Raw genomic sequence first — 18,910 nt, forward strand, 5'->3', positions numbered from 1 at the left:
TGCATACATGTTCATGTATGCAGCTTTCAATGCGTCGTTGCTTCTCATATGCACGTGCATAACGAGCTTTCCGTTTACGACTCTAAACCACATTCTCTGTAGGCATGGCGGGTGCTCTGTCTCCAAATCTTTCCAAGGCTGCCACGTTATTGCCTGTGCCCTTCTTGTGTATGGGGCTTTTCTAAGCTTCTCAATTACCTTTTCAATTTGGTTGACAATCTCGCCGTTTGGTAGTCTATAGCTGAAGAGCCTTTCGTGGTATGTGTAGCCAAACTTCTCTACGAGGTGGTCGTGGGTTCCTTTAACAACTTCGTCAACATATTCCAGAAGGCCTTTGAGAGAGCCTGCGACAATACCTTTTAGATGTATTCTAGGTTCTGAGAAAGGCTCTTCAACAACTATGAAGGCTGGGGCATCAATAGACCTCTCGTTGTATTCCGTCTCTATGACTATTCCAACCTTCGACAGCTCAACAAGGCTCTTCTCCCAAGCCTCTGGAAGGCTCTTGGCATATACATAGACAACGCTCATTTTAGGCCCTAGAAATATTTTTGTGCAACAAAGTATATTTCCTGAGAGGCCCAACCGAAATAGTATCTACATGAAATTCACATGGCTCTCGCTTATTAGTACAGAAGTAGTGATAGAGGTATAATCAAACTGGTCTGAGTGGTGTTGGCTGTGGGTGGAGAGGGCAAGGTATCTAGGGTATTTGTGAAGAACCTTGGAAGAGATGTTTTATGCATGTCTTCAAAAACTTTTTTGGATTGTTTGAGAGAGGCTGGGATCTCTATAAGAGCTGATTGTGGCGGTATCGGGGAGTGCGGCAAATGCAGAATTGTTGTGGAAAAGGGTCTAGCATCCCCCTTGACAGAGTCTGAGAAGAGTATTTTGAGCGCTGAGGATATATCGAAGGGCTTTAGGCTTGCATGCCAGGCTAGAGTACTAGGTGAAAGCTATGTTGTTCTCGTTCCACAAGAGAGTCTTGTGCAAAGATATGTTTCTGCAGATGTTGGTTTTGAGATAGAGGTTCCTCTAGACCCCCTAGTGAAAAAGGTTTTTGTCTCTGTAAACCCAGCTTCTCTAAATGATGTTACTGCCGATTTAGATAGGATTTTAGATATGCTTAGTAAGAAGACTCTGGCAAGCGATTATGATGTGGATGCCCACATAGCTAGAATAGTTCCCGAGGTTCTGAGATCTGGGAACTGGTCTGTGACAGTTGTTCTATGGAGAAACAAGATACTTTCTATAGAACCTGGAGACACAACAAACAGCATCTATGGCATTGCTGTAGATATTGGCACATCGAAAATTGTTGCACATCTTGTCGACCTTGTCAAGGGGGAGACAATAGCCGTGGAATCTATGCCAAATCCCCAGGCGAGCTATGGAGCAGATATAATATCTAGAATTGCTTATGCTAGTAGAGATAAGGAGAATCTAGAGAAGCTTCAAAAACTTGTTGTAACAGCTATAAACATGCTTATAGAGAAAATGTCTTCGAGAGCCAATGTAGATAAAAATAGGATATACGAAGTTGTTATAGCTGGAAATACTGCTATGCACCATCTATTCCTAGGGATAAATCCCAGATACCTTGGATCCTCTCCATATGTACCAGCTGTCAGAAGAAGTGTGTATCTACATGCAAGAGAAGTTGGTTTGAATATCAATGAAAGGGGTGTTGTATATGCATTACCTATAGTGGCAGGCTATGTAGGGTCGGATGCCCTAGCAGATGCTGTAGCTGTTGGGCTTAGAGATTGCAATGCCCCATGTCTTTTAATAGATATTGGAACCAATAGCGAAATCCTTTTGAATACAGGTAACGAGATATTGGCATGCTCAACACCCGCTGGGCCGGCTTTTGAGGGCGCCACAATAGAGTTTGGTATGAGAGCTGTTGTCGGCGCCATAGACCAGGTCTTCATATATTTTGACAAGTCAATTGGGGACTACAACGTTAGATACAACGTTGTTGGAAACTCAAAGCCTGTTGGGATATGTGGATCAGCAATGATAGACCTTATCGCTAATCTATACAGAAACAACTTGATAGACTATAGGGGGAGGTTCAGAAAAGACATAAAGTCAAAGAGGATGGTCGTTGATAACGGGAAGAAGTTTGTTGTTGCATGGGATCATGAAACGGGGATAGGGAGGAGCATAACGGTTAGCGGAAAAGATATAAATGAGTTTCTGCTGGCTAAAGCAGCTGTTGCATCAGGGGTGAACATTCTACTTAAACATGCCAACATATCTGTTAATGACCTTCAAAAAATATTTATTGCAGGATCCTTCGGAACACATATAAACATTGACAACGCTATAGCTATAGGCTTGCTGCCCAAAGTAGATGCAAGAAAATTTGTTTTCGTGGGCAACACAGCTATTAGTGGTGCTAAAATGGCTCTAAAATCGAGTAAGATAAGAAGAGAGTTTGAGGGTCTAGCTAAAAACATAAAGTATATAGAGTTATCAATACATCCTCTATTTAAGCAAGAGTTTATTCAGGCGCTCTACCTGCCGAAACAATATTAGATTAGATCTATTTTGAAACACTAGTCTCCCATCTTATTTTTAAGATGTTTACATAGTTTATGTATATAGCTACATATCTGTTATACACAGAGCTTATTAACTTAAGTGGATAGCGTGTAGCGTGGTGTATGTAAAAATGCCTACAATACCATATATTGTAGCAGTAGCCCTGTTGATAATAGGTATTGTGGTTGGCTATGCAGTAGGATATTATATAGCCAGACCAACAACAACCATAACTACAACTGCAACGATTATATCATACATGTCACAACCGGGTGGAGCTACACAAACTGTCACTCAGACAACGATGTTGACAACAACATTAACAGTTGCAAAAACAGAGGTTGCTACGGTTGCTACATATACAGCTCCCCAGAAGATCAAAGCGGCGTGGATCTATGTTGGACCTGTTGGAGACTATGGATGGAGCTATATGCATGATGTTGGTAGGAGGGTTGTTGCAGAGCTCTACAAGGATTGGCTCGAAACAACATATGTTGAGAATGTGCAGGCATCGCAGTCACCAGCTGTGATAGACGATCTTGTTAGAAAGGGCTATACAGTGATATTCACAACAAGCTTTGATTTCATGGATCAGACATATGAGAAGGCGCAGGAGTACAAGAATGTGATGTTCTTCCACTGCTCTGGCTACAAGAGGCTGCCTAACATGGGCACATACTTTGCTGATCTATATCAGATATACTATTTAAATGGTTTAATGGCGGGGGCGCTAACGAAGACAGGTAAGATAGGGTATGTTGCGGCACACACAATTCCAGAGGTTGTTAGACACATAAATGCTTTTGCCATAGGGGCTAAAGAGGTTGGCGAGCAGTTAGGCAAGAACATAACAGTGTATGTTATTGAGATTGGCGACTGGTTCAACCCGGACAAGGCCAAGGCTGCTGCGGAGACTCTTGTCAACCAGTTCAATGTTGATGTGCTTGCATTTACAGAGGACTCAACGGCTGTTGTAGAATATGCTGAGAGTCTATACAAGCAGGGCAAGCAGATATATGTGTTTAGCCACTACAGCCCAATGTATGAGTGGGGCCCAGATGTTGTTGTAAGTGGACAGCTTGTTAGATGGGAGGTTATATACGCCGATATATTGGCCAAGATCAAAGCAGGTATCTACACCCCCAGCAACCTCCAGAACGTTGACTACTGGTACCTCCTGAACACAGGAGCAGTTGATCTGGGAGCACATGTCTATCCAAATGGAAGTGTTATGAGAATCAATCCAAAGTTTGTTCCACTGCTCAAGAGCATAATGGTAAAGGATGTTAGAACAGGCGAGACACTATCTGTCTACGACCTCGTTATGAGGAGATACAATGAGATGAAAGAAGCACCACTCCTACAGCCTCTACAAGGAACTGCTCTAACACATCAACTCGAAGTTCTAGCAAATATATCGACAGGGTCTAGCCACGTACCAGCAGCCACAATAGCCCCAGTCTTCGACCCATTCACAGGCCCTCTAACAGGCTACTGCATAGCCGGAATGCACTACTCCAGATTCTGCACAGGACAGCCAGACAATGCTCCGGTGAATGTGCAGCCTGGTGAGAGGCTAACGCACGACGATCTGTGGAACATGGACTGGTTTGTTAAGTGGGTTGCTTTTCAAGGCACTATCAAATAAACATATATGAAATGAATGACCTTTTTTATATCCTCACATCCAAATTATTTGTGTTGAGGAAGGGGACATGAATAGGATATTCATAAGAGTTGTTGACCTTTACAAAAGGTTTGGTGATGTTGTTGCTCTAGATGGTGTGACACTAGATATTTTCTTCAATGAGATTCTAGTGGTTCTCGGAGAGAATGGATCGGGGAAATCAACTCTCGCCAAGGTTCTCTACGGTGTTTATGTCCCCGATAGAGGCAAGATAATAGTTGACGGCTCTGAGGCTAGATTTTCATCACCATTTGATGCCAAGAAAAAAGGTTTTGTAATGATAAGCCAGCGGCCGCAGCTAATAGACGATCTAAGCATCCTAGAGAACATAGCCCTCTTCATCGGAGAACCGCCTTCGAGTACCCTCGCCAAAAGGATTGAAGATTTTTTGAAACGCTTTGGCATAGGCATTGATGTGCATAAAAAGGTTTTTAGCATTAGCTATACAGAGAAGCAGTTCATCGAATTGGCAAAAGCCTTGCTGATAAACCCCAGGCTTCTAATAGTTGATGAGGCGGCTACATACCTGCCGCAAGATCTGAAAACAAAGTTCTTTGAGATTCTAAGAAGGTTTGTGTCAGGCAATAGAACGGTTATATACATTACACACAAGATACCGGAGGCGCTTGAGATAGGAAATAGATTTGTTGTACTTAGACGTGGAAAAGTTGCTAGGGTTTTCAATGGTGCTGCCGACCCATCGGAGCTTCGCCATGCAATGTTTGGAACAGAGGAGTATCTCAAACTAGTTTCGAGACAGCTTTTGCAGAGACTATCAAAAGATTCTAAAAATGTTCTCTCAGTCGATAAGCTGGTTGTTCTCGACGACTACGGGAAAACAGCTGTGGATAGACTTTCAATTGATGTTAGAGCAGGTGAGGTTGTATCTATTGTTGGTGTTGCTGGGAATGGGGAGAAAGAGCTGGGGGAGGCTATAGCCGGTCTCAGAAAAGCTTCAAGCGGTTCTATAAAGATCAATGGATTTGACGTGACGAAGAGCCCTCCGAGCGAGAGAACCAGAAAAGGACTTGTATACATACCTGAAGACCCATTCAAAGAGGGTACAGCAGTAACGCTATCGATAATCGAGAATATGAGGATGTATGCTAGGGAGAGGCTGAGCCAGGATGCTGTTCTAGACGCTATTAAGAAGCTTGGCATAGTTCCTGAGAATCCAGCTATACAAGTATCTAAATTGTCTGGTGGAAATGTTCAGAAGGTCTCTATAAGCAGACTCCTCCTAACAATGCCGAAGGTTGTTGTAGCCCACAACCCCACGAGAATGCTCGATGAGAGGTCAAGGGCTTTGGTGTTAGACATTCTACAGAGGTTTAGCCTGTCAGGCGGTGGTGTTCTTCTAATCACAGAGGATGTTGATGAGGCTGTTCAGATCTCGGATAAGGTGGCTGTTATGGTGGATGGTAGAATAGCTAAGCTTTTTGAGGGCAGCAATCTAGAGAGTTTTAGAAGTGAAATCGAGAAGGCTATGGTGCATGGCTAGAATAGTCGTTGTGAAAAGAGTTTTACCGCCAAGTCTTAGCATTTTGACAAGGTTTTTAACAGCATTCATAGGGTTTTTGATAGCGGTCTACATAACATCTGTTGCCACAGGATTGGGATTTTCTGAAACGATTCGAACAGCTTTCGAAAGCTTTGTAGATCTAAATGTTTTCAGATACATCTCTGTTTTCCTGCCAATTGCACTCGGCTTGGCGATAGCATTTAATGCAAATCTGTGGAATCTTGGTGCAGAAGGCCAGCTTGTGATGGGGGCTGTGGGAGCAACATACATAGCCTTGTTCACACCGCTTGGGAAAATGGATTATATAGCCCCGATAGCCTCCCTAGCTTTTGCAGCAATCATCGGATTGCTGTGGGCGCTCATACCATCTGTTATGAGGCTTTATCTGGGGGTTAACGAGGCTGTTACAACTCTCCTAATGAACTATATAGCCTATTACTTCTCTAGCTACCTAGTCAAAGGCCCTTGGAGAGGCAGAGGTGTTTACGGCTATACAACAACAGATATGATTCCAGATACATCTAAGCTACCTGTAGTACCAGGCTACAGCTTCTCTTGGTACATCGTTGTGACAGCCTTTGTACTTGTTGCCATAGTTTATCTACTGCTTTACAAAACAAGATTCGGGATATCGCTAAGAGCCCTAAGCTCTAGTATAGCAGCTGTCGAGCTTGCTGGCATATCAAGCAAAAGACTTGCGCTAGTAGCGTTTTGCATATCAGGAGCCTTTGCAGGTTTTGTCGGTGGTGCAGAGATTCTTGTTTACCATAGAAAGCTTGTTGAGGGGAGCATTATTGGCAGTGGAATGGGCTTCACATCCATAATGGTTGCATGGCTCGGCGGCTTGAATCCAATAGGCATTGTGATATCGTCTTACTACACAGCTGCTCTATATAGGCTAAGCTTTGCTCTACAAATTGGGAGTGCTGCTATAGGCGACGCATTGGCGAAGTCCATAATAGGAACACTGTTTGCAGCCACAATAGTCGCGGAATTTGTATCCAAATACAAGATAGTTGTTAGGTGAGGCATGATGGGGCCCATACTCACTATCCTAGCAGATCCACTAGCAATAGCACTGGCTCTGTGGATCCTAGGAGACATAGTTGTTGAGAGGAGTGGTGTTATAAACCTTGCGATAGACGGCATAATAACCTTCTCGATAGCGGTAACGTTTGTGGCCGTTCAAAACATCGGCTATGTCCAAGGGCTTCTCATCTCGCTGGCATCAGCAATAGCTTTATCGCTGATCTTCGCAACATTCATCAATGTATTGCATGCACCACATGTTTTGACTGGGCTATCTCTAAACATAGCATTCTATGGTGTTGGAGCGCTAATAGGGCTTAGGTACATGAAGAGCAGGTCCCTGGTCCCAATAGGTATTGGAAAGCCGATCCTAGCTCTGATAGGAGTGGCAGCGGCGGTTTTAACATGGTTCACATTATATAGAACGAGGCTTGGAACAGAGATAAGGGCCTGTGGATTCAACCCAAGAGCTGCTGAGGCAGCTGGTGTCAGGGTGTGGAGAACAAGGTACATAGCAACCATAATCGGATATATGCTAGTTTCCATAGGCTCCTACATCTACACAACGATTTATAGAAGTGGCTGGTCACAGTACACGGGCATGGGATACGGATTCCTGGCCATAACCCTTGCAATGGCATCTTCGTGGCACCCCCTAATAGCATATACCGTAGCCATTGCATTCGGATATCTATACACATCGTCATATGCGTTACAGCTATTGTACGGAGTTCCAACAGACATCGTAAATGCACTGCCATTTATAGTATCGCTAGCGGTAGTGGTCATTGTGTATGCCACTCCACTCAGCAAAAAAGTTGCAATGCCAAAAGCTCTTGGGGAGGTGTACTTCAGGGAGGAGAGGGCAGCATAAAATTCAAATTTATGGTGATGGGCTATGCCCACTCTTGTCAACAGGAGGATAGCCTCTATTGCAGAGACTCTGCCTAGAGTGGTTAGCGAAGAGCATAAGATGAATGTTTTTGACCATAGGTTCTACCCAAAATCGAATGAGCCTCTAGAGCAGGTTCTGATGTACTTCCTGGTCATGGTTGCAATGGATCATAGGCTAAGCAGGCCTGGAAAACCCTACGAGGCTGTTATAGTTGGTGAGAGGCTTAGGGGTGCGGATCTGCTGTACAGGCTAGGGATTGAGATGTTTAGAAACAACCCAGATTTCTTTAGCCCAGAGCATCTGGCTAGGGTTAGAGAGGATGAGGTGGCGAAGTGGCTTTCTATAGGCGATGCCAAGCCAGTTGACATTGGGCTTAGAACGCATCTGCTCAACGACTTGGGCCAGAAGATGATTCTAGTCTACGGTTCCAACCCCAAAAACATTATATTGCTATCCAAAAACTATATAAGGTCTTTGAATGGCTATGGCCTTGCAGACCTGCTAAAGGTCTTCAAGGCGTATCAGGATCCTGTAGAGAAGAAGATTTTTCTCCTAGTTAAGTTCCTAGTCTACAGAGGTCTGTTCAATCCCATGGACAAGGAAAATCTGCATGTGGCTGTAGACAACCATCTGACGAGGATAGCGCTGAGAACCGGTGTTGTAGAGCTTGAGGATAGCCTATCTGAGAAGGTCGTTAGAGGCTCCCCCATATCGCATGACGAAGATGTTTTGATTCGCCTAGCTGTTAGAGAGGCGTACAAGATGCTGTCGAGGCTTAGTGGTGTTGACCCTCTCTTGATAGATGATTTCATGTGGTATTTTGGTAGAAGCGTGTGTAGATATGATGAGCCAAAATGTGGTGTTTGCTCATTCAAAAGTTTTTGCAGGGCATATGAGATGGGGAGCTTTGCCAACGAACCCCTCTACTATGACACATGGTATTACTGACTAGGTATCAGAACCTGTATTCTAGGCCGTATTTGGCAATTCTTCTATCGCATAACACTGCAATGAAATGGCTCAGAGCTGTGTATGCAAATATCATCGCCACACCAATTATTATGAGAGTGTTCGATGGTAGTGTATTGGAGTTGTAGCCTATTCTAAGGATCTCTGCCACAATTGTTGGGGGGTTTGCAAGTAGTATCCACGCATTTGGAAATGTTTTTGGCGGTACGATTGTGCCCAAGGCTATTATCATCTGGATTATGTTTACCCACGACCCACTAATAGAGGTTGAGGCCATTAGATAGCCGATTATAGAACCTACAAGTAGATATGTTGGTATGGATAAGGCGATTGCTAGGAAGAGGTACAGGTAGTTTTTTGGGAGAGCAACATCTATTCCAAGCCCCAGATAAGATGCCATTATATATGCTGAGAGAAGGTATGAGGAAGTGCCAAGCACCACAGAGTCCACAACAGAGTTGCTTAGAAGATAGTGGAATACTGTTAAACCGTTCTCTCTATACATGTCGGTTAGCCCCTGGTAGACATTCCACCTCAGAAACTCGGTCGATGTCCACATAGCGCTGCTTGCTACTGTTAGTGCATATACACCTGGCAGGAGAACTGATAGGGCCTCTAGAGGATATCCGCTGAATATGACTGTGGGAACAAACATTACTGTGAACCACAGTATAGAGTTGACAATAGATGCTACGTAGCCTGCTATATGCATTCTAGACAATATAAATCCTATGTAGAGCACATGCAGTGTTCTCCTCATATTCACCCTCTCCTCACCCTAATGTCAGCACTCTTAGACAGCAGCCCAGAGACCGCCACATATAGTGTCATCGCAAATGAGGCTATAGCCATAAACCCTATGAATTCGCCTGGAACCCCCCTCAACGCTATCAGGTAAACTATTTCACAAGACTCTGGAACCGGAGTTGTGTATGCGAAGAACCTTAGAACAGCTGGCACAAGATTAACTGGGATGTAAACACCAGCACCAGCTAATATGGCAGGTGCTAAAACATTTGCTATTGTCCAGGGCCTTGAAATCCTCGTGTAAAAGGTTAGTGCAAGGGCTATAACTGTCGCGTAGAACCCTAGGGCGATGGCCGTTATCTCGAAGGCTGCTTCAAGTATCGCAAATGTTGTCAAACCGTTCAAACCATCTAGATAAGCTAGAATTGGCACTAGATACAATGTTGTTAGAGGTGTCATTATAGCTGGTCTGACAATGGCGTTGGCGATTCCGTATCTGATTAAACTTGTGGTCTCCAGTATCATCCACCCAACCTCCATAAATCTAAACTCTGAGAATATTGTTTGGATAACATCGTTTATTGTTATGGCAACTATGTTCACTATGCCCGTTACAGAAAGTGCTAGGCTGTAGGCTGTTTTCAAATCCATTTGATGACCGAACATCGAGCTCATTCTACCTACAACTGTGTTGACATCTGATATGGTTGCAGGCAGAAATACTACACCTAGTGAGAAAGCCAGTGGCAGTATCCACGAAACTATATAGTCAGAGGCAAATCTTTTGAACCACACAATCTCCCTATAGGTAAGAGCCTTTAGAATGTTAATGATCATGCCCCTCCCCAATAACAGCTATATAGGCATCCTCAAGCGTTGGCTCCTCGATAATCAAATCAAGTATTTTCAAATCCAATGATCTGTGCATCTGCATAATGCTCTGCACAACTTCTTCTCTGCTAGCCTTGGTGTAGAAAACAATTTTTGTGGAGCTGTCGAGAGGCTCGATGCTAGTCTTCTCAATTGGTAAAAAGCTTTTTATTCTCTCGAGAATTTGAGGAGTGTGAAGACCTTCTATTCTTGTAGAGACCTTGAGCATCAAGCCCAGCTTTGTTTTGAGTTCTGATGGATCTCCAGATGCTATTACACGGCCACTATTTATTATGGTTATTGATGATGCTATCTGCTCTATCTCATACATGTTATGACCTGTTATAAGAACTGTTCTACCCTCTTTAGCAAGATCTATGATCAGCTTCCTTACAGCCTTTGCGCTTTCAACATCTAGGCCAAGTGTTGGTTCATCTAAGAGTAGAACGGGTGGATTGGTTAAAAGAGCTTTTGCTATTGAGAGCCTAGCCCTCATTCCAAGGCTATATGTGTAGTAGGGCCTGTTGTGGGCATTCATTTCGTAGAGCCCAACAAGCTCGAGAACCTCTTTCGCTCTTCTCCTAGCCTCTTGATAGGAATACCCTTTTAGAAGAGCATAGAAGACAAGGTTCTCATAGCCACTTAGTGAGGTGTAGAAACCTTTCGAAACATCTAAAACAACGCCAGTAACCCTCCTAGCCTTCTCAGCCTCTCTAACAACATCATAGCCATCTACATATGCCCTTCCAGAATCTGGGAGAAGAAGTGTTGCCAGAATCTTGACGAGGGTCGATTTTCCAGCGCCATTAGGGCCTAGAAGAGCATGTATCTCTCCATTACCCACAGATAGCGAAACCCCCTTCAAAGCCTCGACAACACGCTTCTTCCTAAAACCCTCTTTACTAACATAAGTCTTCTTAATGGCATCAACAACTATTCCCTTCATTTACAACAACCATGCTAGAGCATTCATTTCATTCTACATTTCAAAGACTGAGAATAATGTTCTTCATAAACTTAAAAGTTTTGCTGTGGATAAGATTCTGGTCTTCCACATGTCTATATTGATGCTGAGCTCAGAGCCATTGAAAACAATGTTTCCTGGGGGGATACCCAGAAACTCGTTCATTATCATAGCCGGCAAAAGCGGTTCTGGCAAAAGTGTGCTTCTCGCAAAAATTGTTGGGAGCATTCTTCAGTTAGAAGAACCTGTTTTATACCTTGCTCTAGACGATGATCCCAAGACTGTTGCTCTGCAACTTGAAAGCCTGAAGATAAACGTTATAGAGTATGTAAAAAAGGGGATGTTTTTTATTGTAGATGGTTATAGTGAGAGGATAAGAGACAGAGACTTCAAGTCACATATATCTGTAATAGCCAAGGTGAACCCCCAGAACATTGAGCATGTAATTGAAACGCTTTTAGGTATCGCAAATGACATGGGTCTAGAGAGCAAAGGCCTTATAGCAATAGATTCCCTAAACGAGTTTCTAAGCTTCTACAAAGTAATGGACTTGGCGGAGCATATAAAAGTCATTAGAGCGAACTTTTCAAAAGCTAGAAACATTATAACAGTTGCAACGCTGCATACATCGACACCCCAGGCAAGGGAGTTGCTAGCAAATATTGAGCACAATGTAGATGGGGTTATAATAGCTGGGAAGGTGTGGTATACAACACAGCAAAAGGTTAGAGATGTTTTGTGGAGAGCTATGGTGAAGAAACTGAAAATGACTAGGCATAACCTTGACTGGGTTTACTATACATTTAGCGAAGATGGAGACATAAGGGTTGTTCGCCAATTACAAATGTGATTAAGAGATTCTATTACGTAACATAACATAAATAATTGCTCGAAATCTCCATACTTGGTTTCAGATATAAATACAGTTTATTTACTTTCTCAAGAATCATAAGATCTGGTGATATATTTTGACTAGAAGGGTAGTGGTTATAGGTGCAGGTGGCAGGGATATACATAACTTTATAGCTGTGTTGAAGAGGGATCCCAGTGTAGAGGTTGTAGCATTTCTGTTCACGCAAATACCAGGTGCTGAATTTAGAAGAATTCCTAGGTTTGTCGCTGGTGATAGATACCCTAGTGGCATCCCCATATATCCTCTGGATATGCTTCCAAATATTGTCAAGTTCTATGGTGTTGACGAGGCTATTCTATGTGTAAGTGATTTGACTTATGAGGAGCTTGGCAGAATAATATCATATGTTCTCTCAACAGGTTGCAACTTCAGGATTCTGGGCTTGAGAGAAACCATGTTGGATTCGATAAAACCTGTAATAGCAGTTACAGCAACCAAGACCGGAGCTGGAAAGAGCACAGTTTCAAAGGTTGTTGTTCAAGAGCTTAGAAGAAGGGGGTTGAAGGTGTCAGTTATTAGACACCCCATGATATACAGGGACTTTGGAACGCAGCTAGTCCAAGTGTTCAAGAGTTTAGATGACTTAGATAAGTATGGTGTTACGGTAGAGGAGAGAGAAGAGATAGAGCCTCACCTAGAACTTGGGTCAAGAGTCTTATTAGGTGTGGACTATGCAAGTATTCTCATAGAGGCTGAGAAGCTTGGAGATGTGATACTGTGGGATGGCGGAAATAATGATTGGCCATTCTATAGACCATGGTACTGGATTACTGTAACAGACGGTACAAGACCTGGAATAGAGGTTAATGCATATCCAGGCGAGGTCAACATAAGACTAGCTGATGCTATAATAATAACTAAGGTTGGGGAGGCAAAAGAGGACGACATTAATAAAATTATTGATAATGTAAGGAAGATAAATAAAGACGCGCATATAGTCAAAGCAGATTTCGTTGTGGAGGTTGACAATGTCAATGAGATCTCGGGTAAAAGAGTTGTTGTAGTTGAGGATGCTCCGACAGTCACGCATGGAGGTCTGCCTTATGGAGCTGGATACATAGCGGCAAAGAAGTTTGGAGCTATGGTTATCAATCCAAGAGATTATGCTGTTGGCTATATAAAAAAGATTTATGAGCTCTATACCGGCATAGGGCCCGTAGTACCAAGCTTGGGCTATACACCCCAGCAACTGAAGGATCTTGAAGAGACTATAAACAGGGTTCCTGCAGATGCTGTTGTACTGGGGACACCAGCAAGAATAGAAAGAATTATAAAAATCAACAAACCAGTGGTAAGAGTATTCTGGCATATGAAAATAGTTGAAGGGCCATCTATAGAAGCGCTTGTAGATGAATTCCTCTCTAGAACAGCACCCAAGAACATTTATTAATATACAAATCACTAATAACGTAAAAACCGCATAGGTGGATAGATAGATGTGTAGAATACTTCACTTTGTAGGTCTTGGCAAAACAGGTAATTTAATCAGGGTTGTAAGGGGGTTTAAACTTGCAACGCAATATGATGTTATTCTTGATAGGGTTAGAAGGGGTAGGAGAGCCCATAATCATGGCTGGGGAGTAGCATATGTATTTATGAAATTTGGTGAGATGGGATTTGCACACTATAAAACAGCGCTACCGCTATTAGATGAAGACATTAGAAGATTTGTTAAAAGTATTCCAATGGATTTGCAATGGATTCACATGGTAATGCATAGCAGATTAACGACATTGGAACCAATAAATATGTTTAATTCTCATCCATTTTACATAAACATACCTGGAAAACTCCATTTGTGGTTTGCACACAACGGCTCTGTCAATAAGAATTTGCTTGCGAAAGAGCTTGGATTAGAAGATCTTGCAAGTAGTTATGCCGATTCGTTCTTTATTGCATATTGGATTGCAAAAAAGGTTGATAGCATAGATGCAGACTCTTTGTCGAGAACATTGAGCAGACTTATAGAGATGGGGGCTGTTGAAACGTCTCTCAATAGTGTTGGTATAATGATTGATGAGAAAAATAATAAGGTTGTATCATTCTCTCTGAATTATATAGCTGGCGAAGGTGAAAAGAACAGAGACTATTACCAGTTATTAAGAATCACACCAAATCAGAACAGCGTGGTCATAGCTTCTTCGACTATAGGCTACTACCTTAAGAGCCTATTTGGATGGAGGGGCGAGCCGTTGGATAATGGGGAGATAGATTTCATTGAGATTAGAGACAGTTCGATAGAATTGAAGAGAGTGAAGGTTATATAAAAAGTATGTAGAGTATGAAAGAAACTATGGATAAGAGCATTGATAACCCCCATCTAGTAACATCATACCTGAAAACCTTGTACCCATCGAGAGGCGGTATGGGCAGTAAATTGAATAGTGCTAAAAAAGAGTTTACATAGCCTACAACACGAGCATAAACAGAGATTCTCGGAACCATCGATAGTGGTATGCATATCAACGATATTATTGCGTTAGTTATGGGACCTGCAATAGCGATGCTAGATTCTATTGACGGTAAATAGATTGGCATATAAATTTCGACAGCCCCAGGAGCAACAAAAACAAGTGCTCCACGAGAAGCTATGGCAAGAACAAGAGACATTAAAAGACCCAGGTACCAAGCTCTATAAACGGCGAAAACGCCCTTGGATTTGGCAACGGATCTATGGGCAAGTTCATGGAAAACAAATGCGGTTATTGTGGCGAGGAGGTAGGCAAGCAACATTTCATAGTTGAGTGGATTAAAATAGGGAAGAGAAAATATTACGAAGACAACAGAAGCAGACACTATGAGATCAAAGATCTCTCTAACATTCATAGTGCATCACCATCCGACAAATGCCTTCTCATCATGGTTCAGACCCAGGGGTACTCTTCACAATATGTACAACCACTAAAAATATTTTTCCGCAACTTAAAATCTCTGCTAATCTAGTATATCATGTATTATTAATAGTATATTCATTTGATTTGATTAAACACCACACCTAAGAGCCCTTTTATTAAAGACGTAACAGTTGTGATCCCATCACCTATGTCTAGGCAAAAACTTATAAAGTCTTCCAAAAATCTAGTTGCTGGGTATCCTAGTTGAGTAGTGTAGGAGATGTGTTGAGCGGGTTATGGCAGTCTTTTGTAGCTGTCCTTCCGAATTTGATTGCTGCATTGATATGGATTGTTGTTGGTATTGTCATAGGGTATGTGGTTGGTAAAATAGTTAATAAGGTTATCGACAAATATATTGAGAAGCCTTTGCTAAGAACAGATATTGGAAAGAGTATAGCTGTGTTAGAACTTGATTTATCGAGTCTTATTGGTGGTTTGACTATGGCTTTTATCGTAGCTTTATCACTTGTTGTGGCTATCGGCTATATCCCCCTTGGTGGTGATGGGGGCGCTCTCATATATTCTGTTGTTTCTTACATACCCTATCTTATCGGCGGTGTTGCTGTCATAGCTCTTGGCACCATATTGTCTATAATGCTTTCAAAATACTTAGGCTCGACTCTCTCTAGAAGCTGGGGAGATTCATATAAATACCTGATCAGCTTGATAGAGAATGTGATACTGGTTGGCTTGATAGCTATAATGCTAACAGTTGCATTCACCTTATTTAAACTTCCATCAGAGATGATATACCCCCTGCTTGTAGGTATTGTGGCTATTGCCATAGGTGTCATAATAGTTATTGATGTGTCTAAAATGATTTTGCAAGAGCATCCAGACTTTGCAAAGGTTGCACCATATCTCCAGTTCATTGTGATGCTATCATTTATACTAGTTGGATTAGCCGCTATATTTGGTAGATATGGTTATGTAGGCGATGTGCTGAAAATGCTTTCAATAGGAATAGCAATAGCATTTGGAATCGTTCTTATACCAGTTGCCTTCTATCTCGTCAAATCGGTTTTAATAGAGGTAAGAAAATAAAAACTCTCTTATTAATCCTATACCTGGTGCAGGAAATTTGGAGGATTTGCTATTGTATGCCTTGCAGGTTGCTGAGGAGGCTGGGGCAAAATATGCTGAAGCTAGGTATCATAGCGTAGAGTTGCAAGGTATGAGTTCTAGGAATGGAGCACTAATATCTGCATATAGCGAGTTAAGCGAAGGGATTGCAATAAGGGTTTTGGTTGATGGTGTTCTAGGATTTGCATCGACAAACAATTTGAGTAGAGACAGCATTAGAGAGGTTGTTCAAAAGGCTGTTGCAAGGGCGAGAACACATAGGAATGCGGTTAAAAAGCCTATTGAATTGTCAGAGGCGAGACTTGGTAGAGTTAAATACTCTGTGAATCCTGTGAAGAAATTCTCTGATATTGATGTTGAAGAGAAGATTAGTCTACACAAGCTATTTTGGGACTCAGCGTCAAATTCTGTTAAAGAGGCGAAGGTTCCAGTAGCAACACTTTCGTATACAGAGTGGGTTGAGAAGAAGGTTGTAGTTAATAGTGATGGAGCCTATGTGGAGAGCTCTATTCCAAGAATATCCATATACTACAACATCGTGGCTCATCACCCTCAAAAAGGCTATATCCAAAGGCTAGAGACTTTAGGGGCTTCAGGTGGCCTGGAATGGCTTGAGAAGTGGAATGTTGTTGGGGCTGCTGCTGATGAGGCTAGAAAGCTTGAGGAGATACTTCTAACAGCTGTAGAGCCTCCAAAAGATAGTGTGCCAGTTGTTGTTGGCAGTGAAATAGTTGCTCTAATAGTTCATGAGAGCTGTGGTCATCCAAGCGAGGCTGATAGGATACTTGGTAGAGAGGCTGCCCAGGCTGGGAGAAGCTTTATAAAACCTAGTATGATTGGTTATAGGATAGGAAATGAGAATGCGACTGTAATTGATGACCCTACAATCCCTGGTAGCTATGGCTACTATCTATATGATGACGAGGGTGTTGCTGCCAGACCCCGCTATCTGTATAAAGAGGGGTTAATAAACGAGTTTCTGCATAATAGAGAGACAGCGAAGATATTTGGTGTTGAAAGCAATGCAGCTGCCAGGGCCATGGACTATACAAGCGAGCCTATAGTGAGAATGGCCAACACATATCTAAAACCAGGTGACCACAGATTCGAGGAGCTCTTAGAGGATGTAAAGCTGGGGGTATATATTAAAAGCTATATGGAGTGGAACATAGACGACGAGAGGTGGAGCCAGAGATATGTTGGTTTAGAGGCTTATCTGATCGAGCATGGGGAGCTGACAAAGCTTGTTAGAAACCCTGTTTTAGAGCTTACAACAAAATCCTTTTATAGCAGTATAGATGCTGTTGGAAAAGAGCTTAGATTCTATGCTGGGACATGTGGTAAGGGTGAACCTATGCAGGGTGTCCCAGTATGGTTTGGAGGACCAGATGTGAGGCTAAAGAATATTAGGCTTGGGGTGGCAATATGATGAAAATAGATGTTGATTTTATAGCCAAGCTTGTAAATGAACTTAGCAAAAAAGGTTTTGACGACGTAGCTGTCAAAGCGATGATAACAGATACTATAATGAGTAAAATAGCTAATAGCGAGGTTAGCGTGGTTCAGAACTGGAAGAGGGTTGGTGTAGATCTTTACCTAGCTAAGGAGAAGAGGATATTTGTTCTCAGATTCGAGCCAAAAAGTCTTGAAGAGCTCTACAAACCAGTTGAAACATTATTGACATTGTCTAGAAAGATAGAGGAATCATCTATCTATGCGCCCCTGCCTGAGCCAACCAAGATTACATATAGTGAAGAGGTCTTTGATAAGGGGATACATGATGGTATGGACAACATCGGCAAGCTCGCCGAAATGTTTATAGAAGTTGCCCACAGAGAGAAGAAGATAGATAGCGTCGCTGGAATGCTTCAAATGAGTGAAACAGAAACTGTTTTAGCAACATCTAAGGGAGCATTGCTAGAGGAGAGAAAGACGTTTCTGCAAAGCTATCTTAGAGCATTTGCGGAACCAGATGGAAGTGGGCAGTGGTGTTTCACATCAACGTTTCTAGACACTAAAGAGCTTGAGACAATGGCTTTTATAGCATCTAGATACGCTGTAGAGTCTAGAAATAGAAGCGTGATTGAGCCAGGTGTTTACGATGTTATTCTAAGCCCCATGGTCTTTGGCAATCTACTTGAATATATAGTTTCAATGGCATCAGCATACTCGGTTGTAATGGGCTGGTCGATGTTCATGAAGAACAAGCCTGGGGATAAGGTGGCATCAGAGCATCTAACAGTTTTGGACGAGCCAAGAAACAGGGAACTACCCAATTACAGAAGCTTTGATGATGAGGCCCTAGAGACATTTAACAAGCCAATCATAGAGAATGGCATTCTAAAGACATTTCTACATAATACAAAAACAGCCAGATTGCTGGGGGCAAGCTCAACAGCTAATGCTGGTTGGATTAGCCCAGAACCGTGGAACATAGTTGTGAGACCTGGCAATACAACACTAGATGAGATGATATCAGAGATTAGGAGGGGTATTCTAATAACAAATAACTGGTATACAAGACTTCAAAACTATGTTGAAGGATTATTCTCTACAGTTGCCAGAGATGCTATATTCTATATAGAGAATGGTAGAATAGTTAAGCCAGTTACAAAAATTAGGATAGCAGATAAACTCCCGAATATACTGAACAATATTGAAATGATGGAGAAGGAATTGTATAAGATCCAGTGGTGGGAGGTTTCAACACCGTCAAAGATACCGTTCGTACTTATAAGAAACATAAATACGTCTAAGCATATGATATAAACGATATAAACTGTGGTT

The 18,910-nt window shown here is 42.3% G+C and carries 17 protein-coding genes; 12 read left to right on the top strand and 5 right to left on the bottom strand.

Annotated features, from left to right (window positions below; all coding sequences use genetic code 11):
- Positions 1-531 (bottom strand): thymidylate synthase (locus QW284_03770; GenBank protein MEM0338784.1); only part of this gene is annotated, 531 nt, incomplete at its 3' end.
- A 150-nt stretch (positions 532-681) separates the two neighbouring features.
- On the opposite strand from QW284_03770, the gene QW284_03775 reads away from it, so the two are divergent.
- From QW284_03775 to QW284_03800, 6 genes are all read left to right on the top strand, one after another.
- A complete protein-coding gene (locus tag QW284_03775) occupies positions 682-2,544 on the top strand; it encodes an ASKHA domain-containing protein (GenBank protein MEM0338785.1) in 1,863 nt (620 codons plus the stop codon).
- Positions 2,545-2,854: 310 nt separating this feature from the next.
- Positions 2,855-4,198: a BMP family ABC transporter substrate-binding protein gene (locus QW284_03780; GenBank protein ID MEM0338786.1), complete on the top strand. Its 1,344-nt coding sequence runs from the start codon at positions 2,855-2,857 to the stop codon at positions 4,196-4,198.
- A gap of 67 nt (positions 4,199-4,265) precedes the next feature.
- On the top strand, positions 4,266-5,738 hold the full coding sequence (locus QW284_03785) for an ATP-binding cassette domain-containing protein (protein MEM0338787.1): 1,473 nt from the start codon (positions 4,266-4,268) through the stop codon (positions 5,736-5,738).
- Positions 5,731-6,786: an ABC transporter permease gene (locus tag QW284_03790; GenBank protein ID MEM0338788.1), complete on the top strand. Its 1,056-nt coding sequence runs from the start codon at positions 5,731-5,733 to the stop codon at positions 6,784-6,786. The genes QW284_03785 and QW284_03790 overlap by 8 nt, the downstream gene beginning before the upstream one ends.
- A gap of 6 nt (positions 6,787-6,792) precedes the next feature.
- Complete coding sequence (locus tag QW284_03795) at positions 6,793-7,662, top strand: ABC transporter permease (protein ID MEM0338789.1); 870 nt, start codon at positions 6,793-6,795, stop codon at positions 7,660-7,662.
- Positions 7,663-7,686: 24 nt separating this feature from the next.
- Entirely contained in the window at positions 7,687-8,631 is a 945-nt protein-coding gene (locus QW284_03800; protein ID MEM0338790.1) for an iron-sulfur cluster loop, read from the top strand.
- Between the two features lie 7 nt (positions 8,632-8,638).
- Here the strand turns inward: QW284_03800 and QW284_03805 are convergent, their stop codons facing one another.
- From QW284_03805 to QW284_03815, 3 genes are read right to left on the bottom strand one after another with little or no spacing between them, the layout of a single operon-like run.
- Positions 8,639-9,418: a hypothetical protein gene (locus QW284_03805; GenBank protein ID MEM0338791.1), complete on the bottom strand. Its 780-nt coding sequence runs from the start codon at positions 9,416-9,418 to the stop codon at positions 8,639-8,641.
- Positions 9,415-10,236, bottom strand: coding sequence for a hypothetical protein (locus tag QW284_03810; GenBank protein MEM0338792.1), 822 nt, complete (start codon positions 10,234-10,236; stop codon positions 9,415-9,417). Before QW284_03810 ends, QW284_03805 begins: the two co-directional genes overlap by 4 nt.
- Positions 10,226-11,215, bottom strand: coding sequence for an ABC transporter ATP-binding protein (locus QW284_03815; protein ID MEM0338793.1), 990 nt, complete (start codon positions 11,213-11,215; stop codon positions 10,226-10,228). The genes QW284_03810 and QW284_03815 overlap by 11 nt, the downstream gene beginning before the upstream one ends.
- Here QW284_03815 and QW284_03820 point away from each other — a divergent pair.
- The 3 genes from QW284_03820 (at position 11,190) to QW284_03830 (ending at position 14,413) form a co-directional block, all read left to right on the top strand.
- The gene (locus QW284_03820; GenBank protein MEM0338794.1) at positions 11,190-12,083 is read left to right on the top strand and encodes an RAD55 family ATPase; all 894 of its coding nucleotides are present in this window, start codon (positions 11,190-11,192) and stop codon (positions 12,081-12,083) included. The two genes, QW284_03815 and QW284_03820, sit on opposite strands and share 26 nt — an antisense overlap.
- A 118-nt stretch (positions 12,084-12,201) precedes the next feature.
- Positions 12,202-13,536, top strand: coding sequence for a cyclic 2,3-diphosphoglycerate synthase (locus tag QW284_03825; GenBank protein MEM0338795.1), 1,335 nt, complete (start codon positions 12,202-12,204; stop codon positions 13,534-13,536).
- Positions 13,537-13,582: 46 nt separating this feature from the next.
- Complete coding sequence (locus QW284_03830; protein MEM0338796.1) at positions 13,583-14,413, top strand: class II glutamine amidotransferase; 831 nt, start codon at positions 13,583-13,585, stop codon at positions 14,411-14,413.
- Here the strand turns inward: QW284_03830 and QW284_03835 are convergent.
- Positions 14,406-14,972 carry a hypothetical protein gene (locus tag QW284_03835; protein MEM0338797.1) on the bottom strand — a complete coding sequence of 189 codons (567 nt, stop codon included), beginning with the start codon at positions 14,970-14,972 and terminating at the stop codon, positions 14,406-14,408. The two genes, QW284_03830 and QW284_03835, sit on opposite strands and share 8 nt — an antisense overlap.
- Positions 14,973-15,244: 272 nt before the next feature.
- Between QW284_03835 and QW284_03840 the strand changes: the two genes are divergently transcribed.
- The 3 genes from QW284_03840 to QW284_03850 are packed head-to-tail and all read left to right on the top strand — an operon-like array spanning position 15,245 to position 18,892.
- Positions 15,245-16,084 (top strand): hypothetical protein, encoded by an 840-nt coding sequence (locus QW284_03840; protein ID MEM0338798.1) that lies wholly within the window; start codon positions 15,245-15,247, stop codon positions 16,082-16,084.
- Between the two features lie 37 nt (positions 16,085-16,121).
- On the top strand, positions 16,122-17,552 hold the full coding sequence (locus QW284_03845) for a TldD/PmbA family protein (protein MEM0338799.1): 1,431 nt from the start codon (positions 16,122-16,124) through the stop codon (positions 17,550-17,552).
- Positions 17,552-18,892, top strand: coding sequence for a TldD/PmbA family protein (locus tag QW284_03850; protein ID MEM0338800.1), 1,341 nt, complete (start codon positions 17,552-17,554; stop codon positions 18,890-18,892). Before QW284_03845 ends, QW284_03850 begins: the two co-directional genes overlap by 1 nt.
- Positions 18,893-18,910: the final 18 nt, after the last annotated feature.

Origin of the sequence: Ignisphaera sp., assembly GCA_038735125.1 — an archaeon.
Taxonomy (GTDB): Archaea; Thermoproteota; Thermoprotei_A; order Sulfolobales; family Ignisphaeraceae; genus Ignisphaera.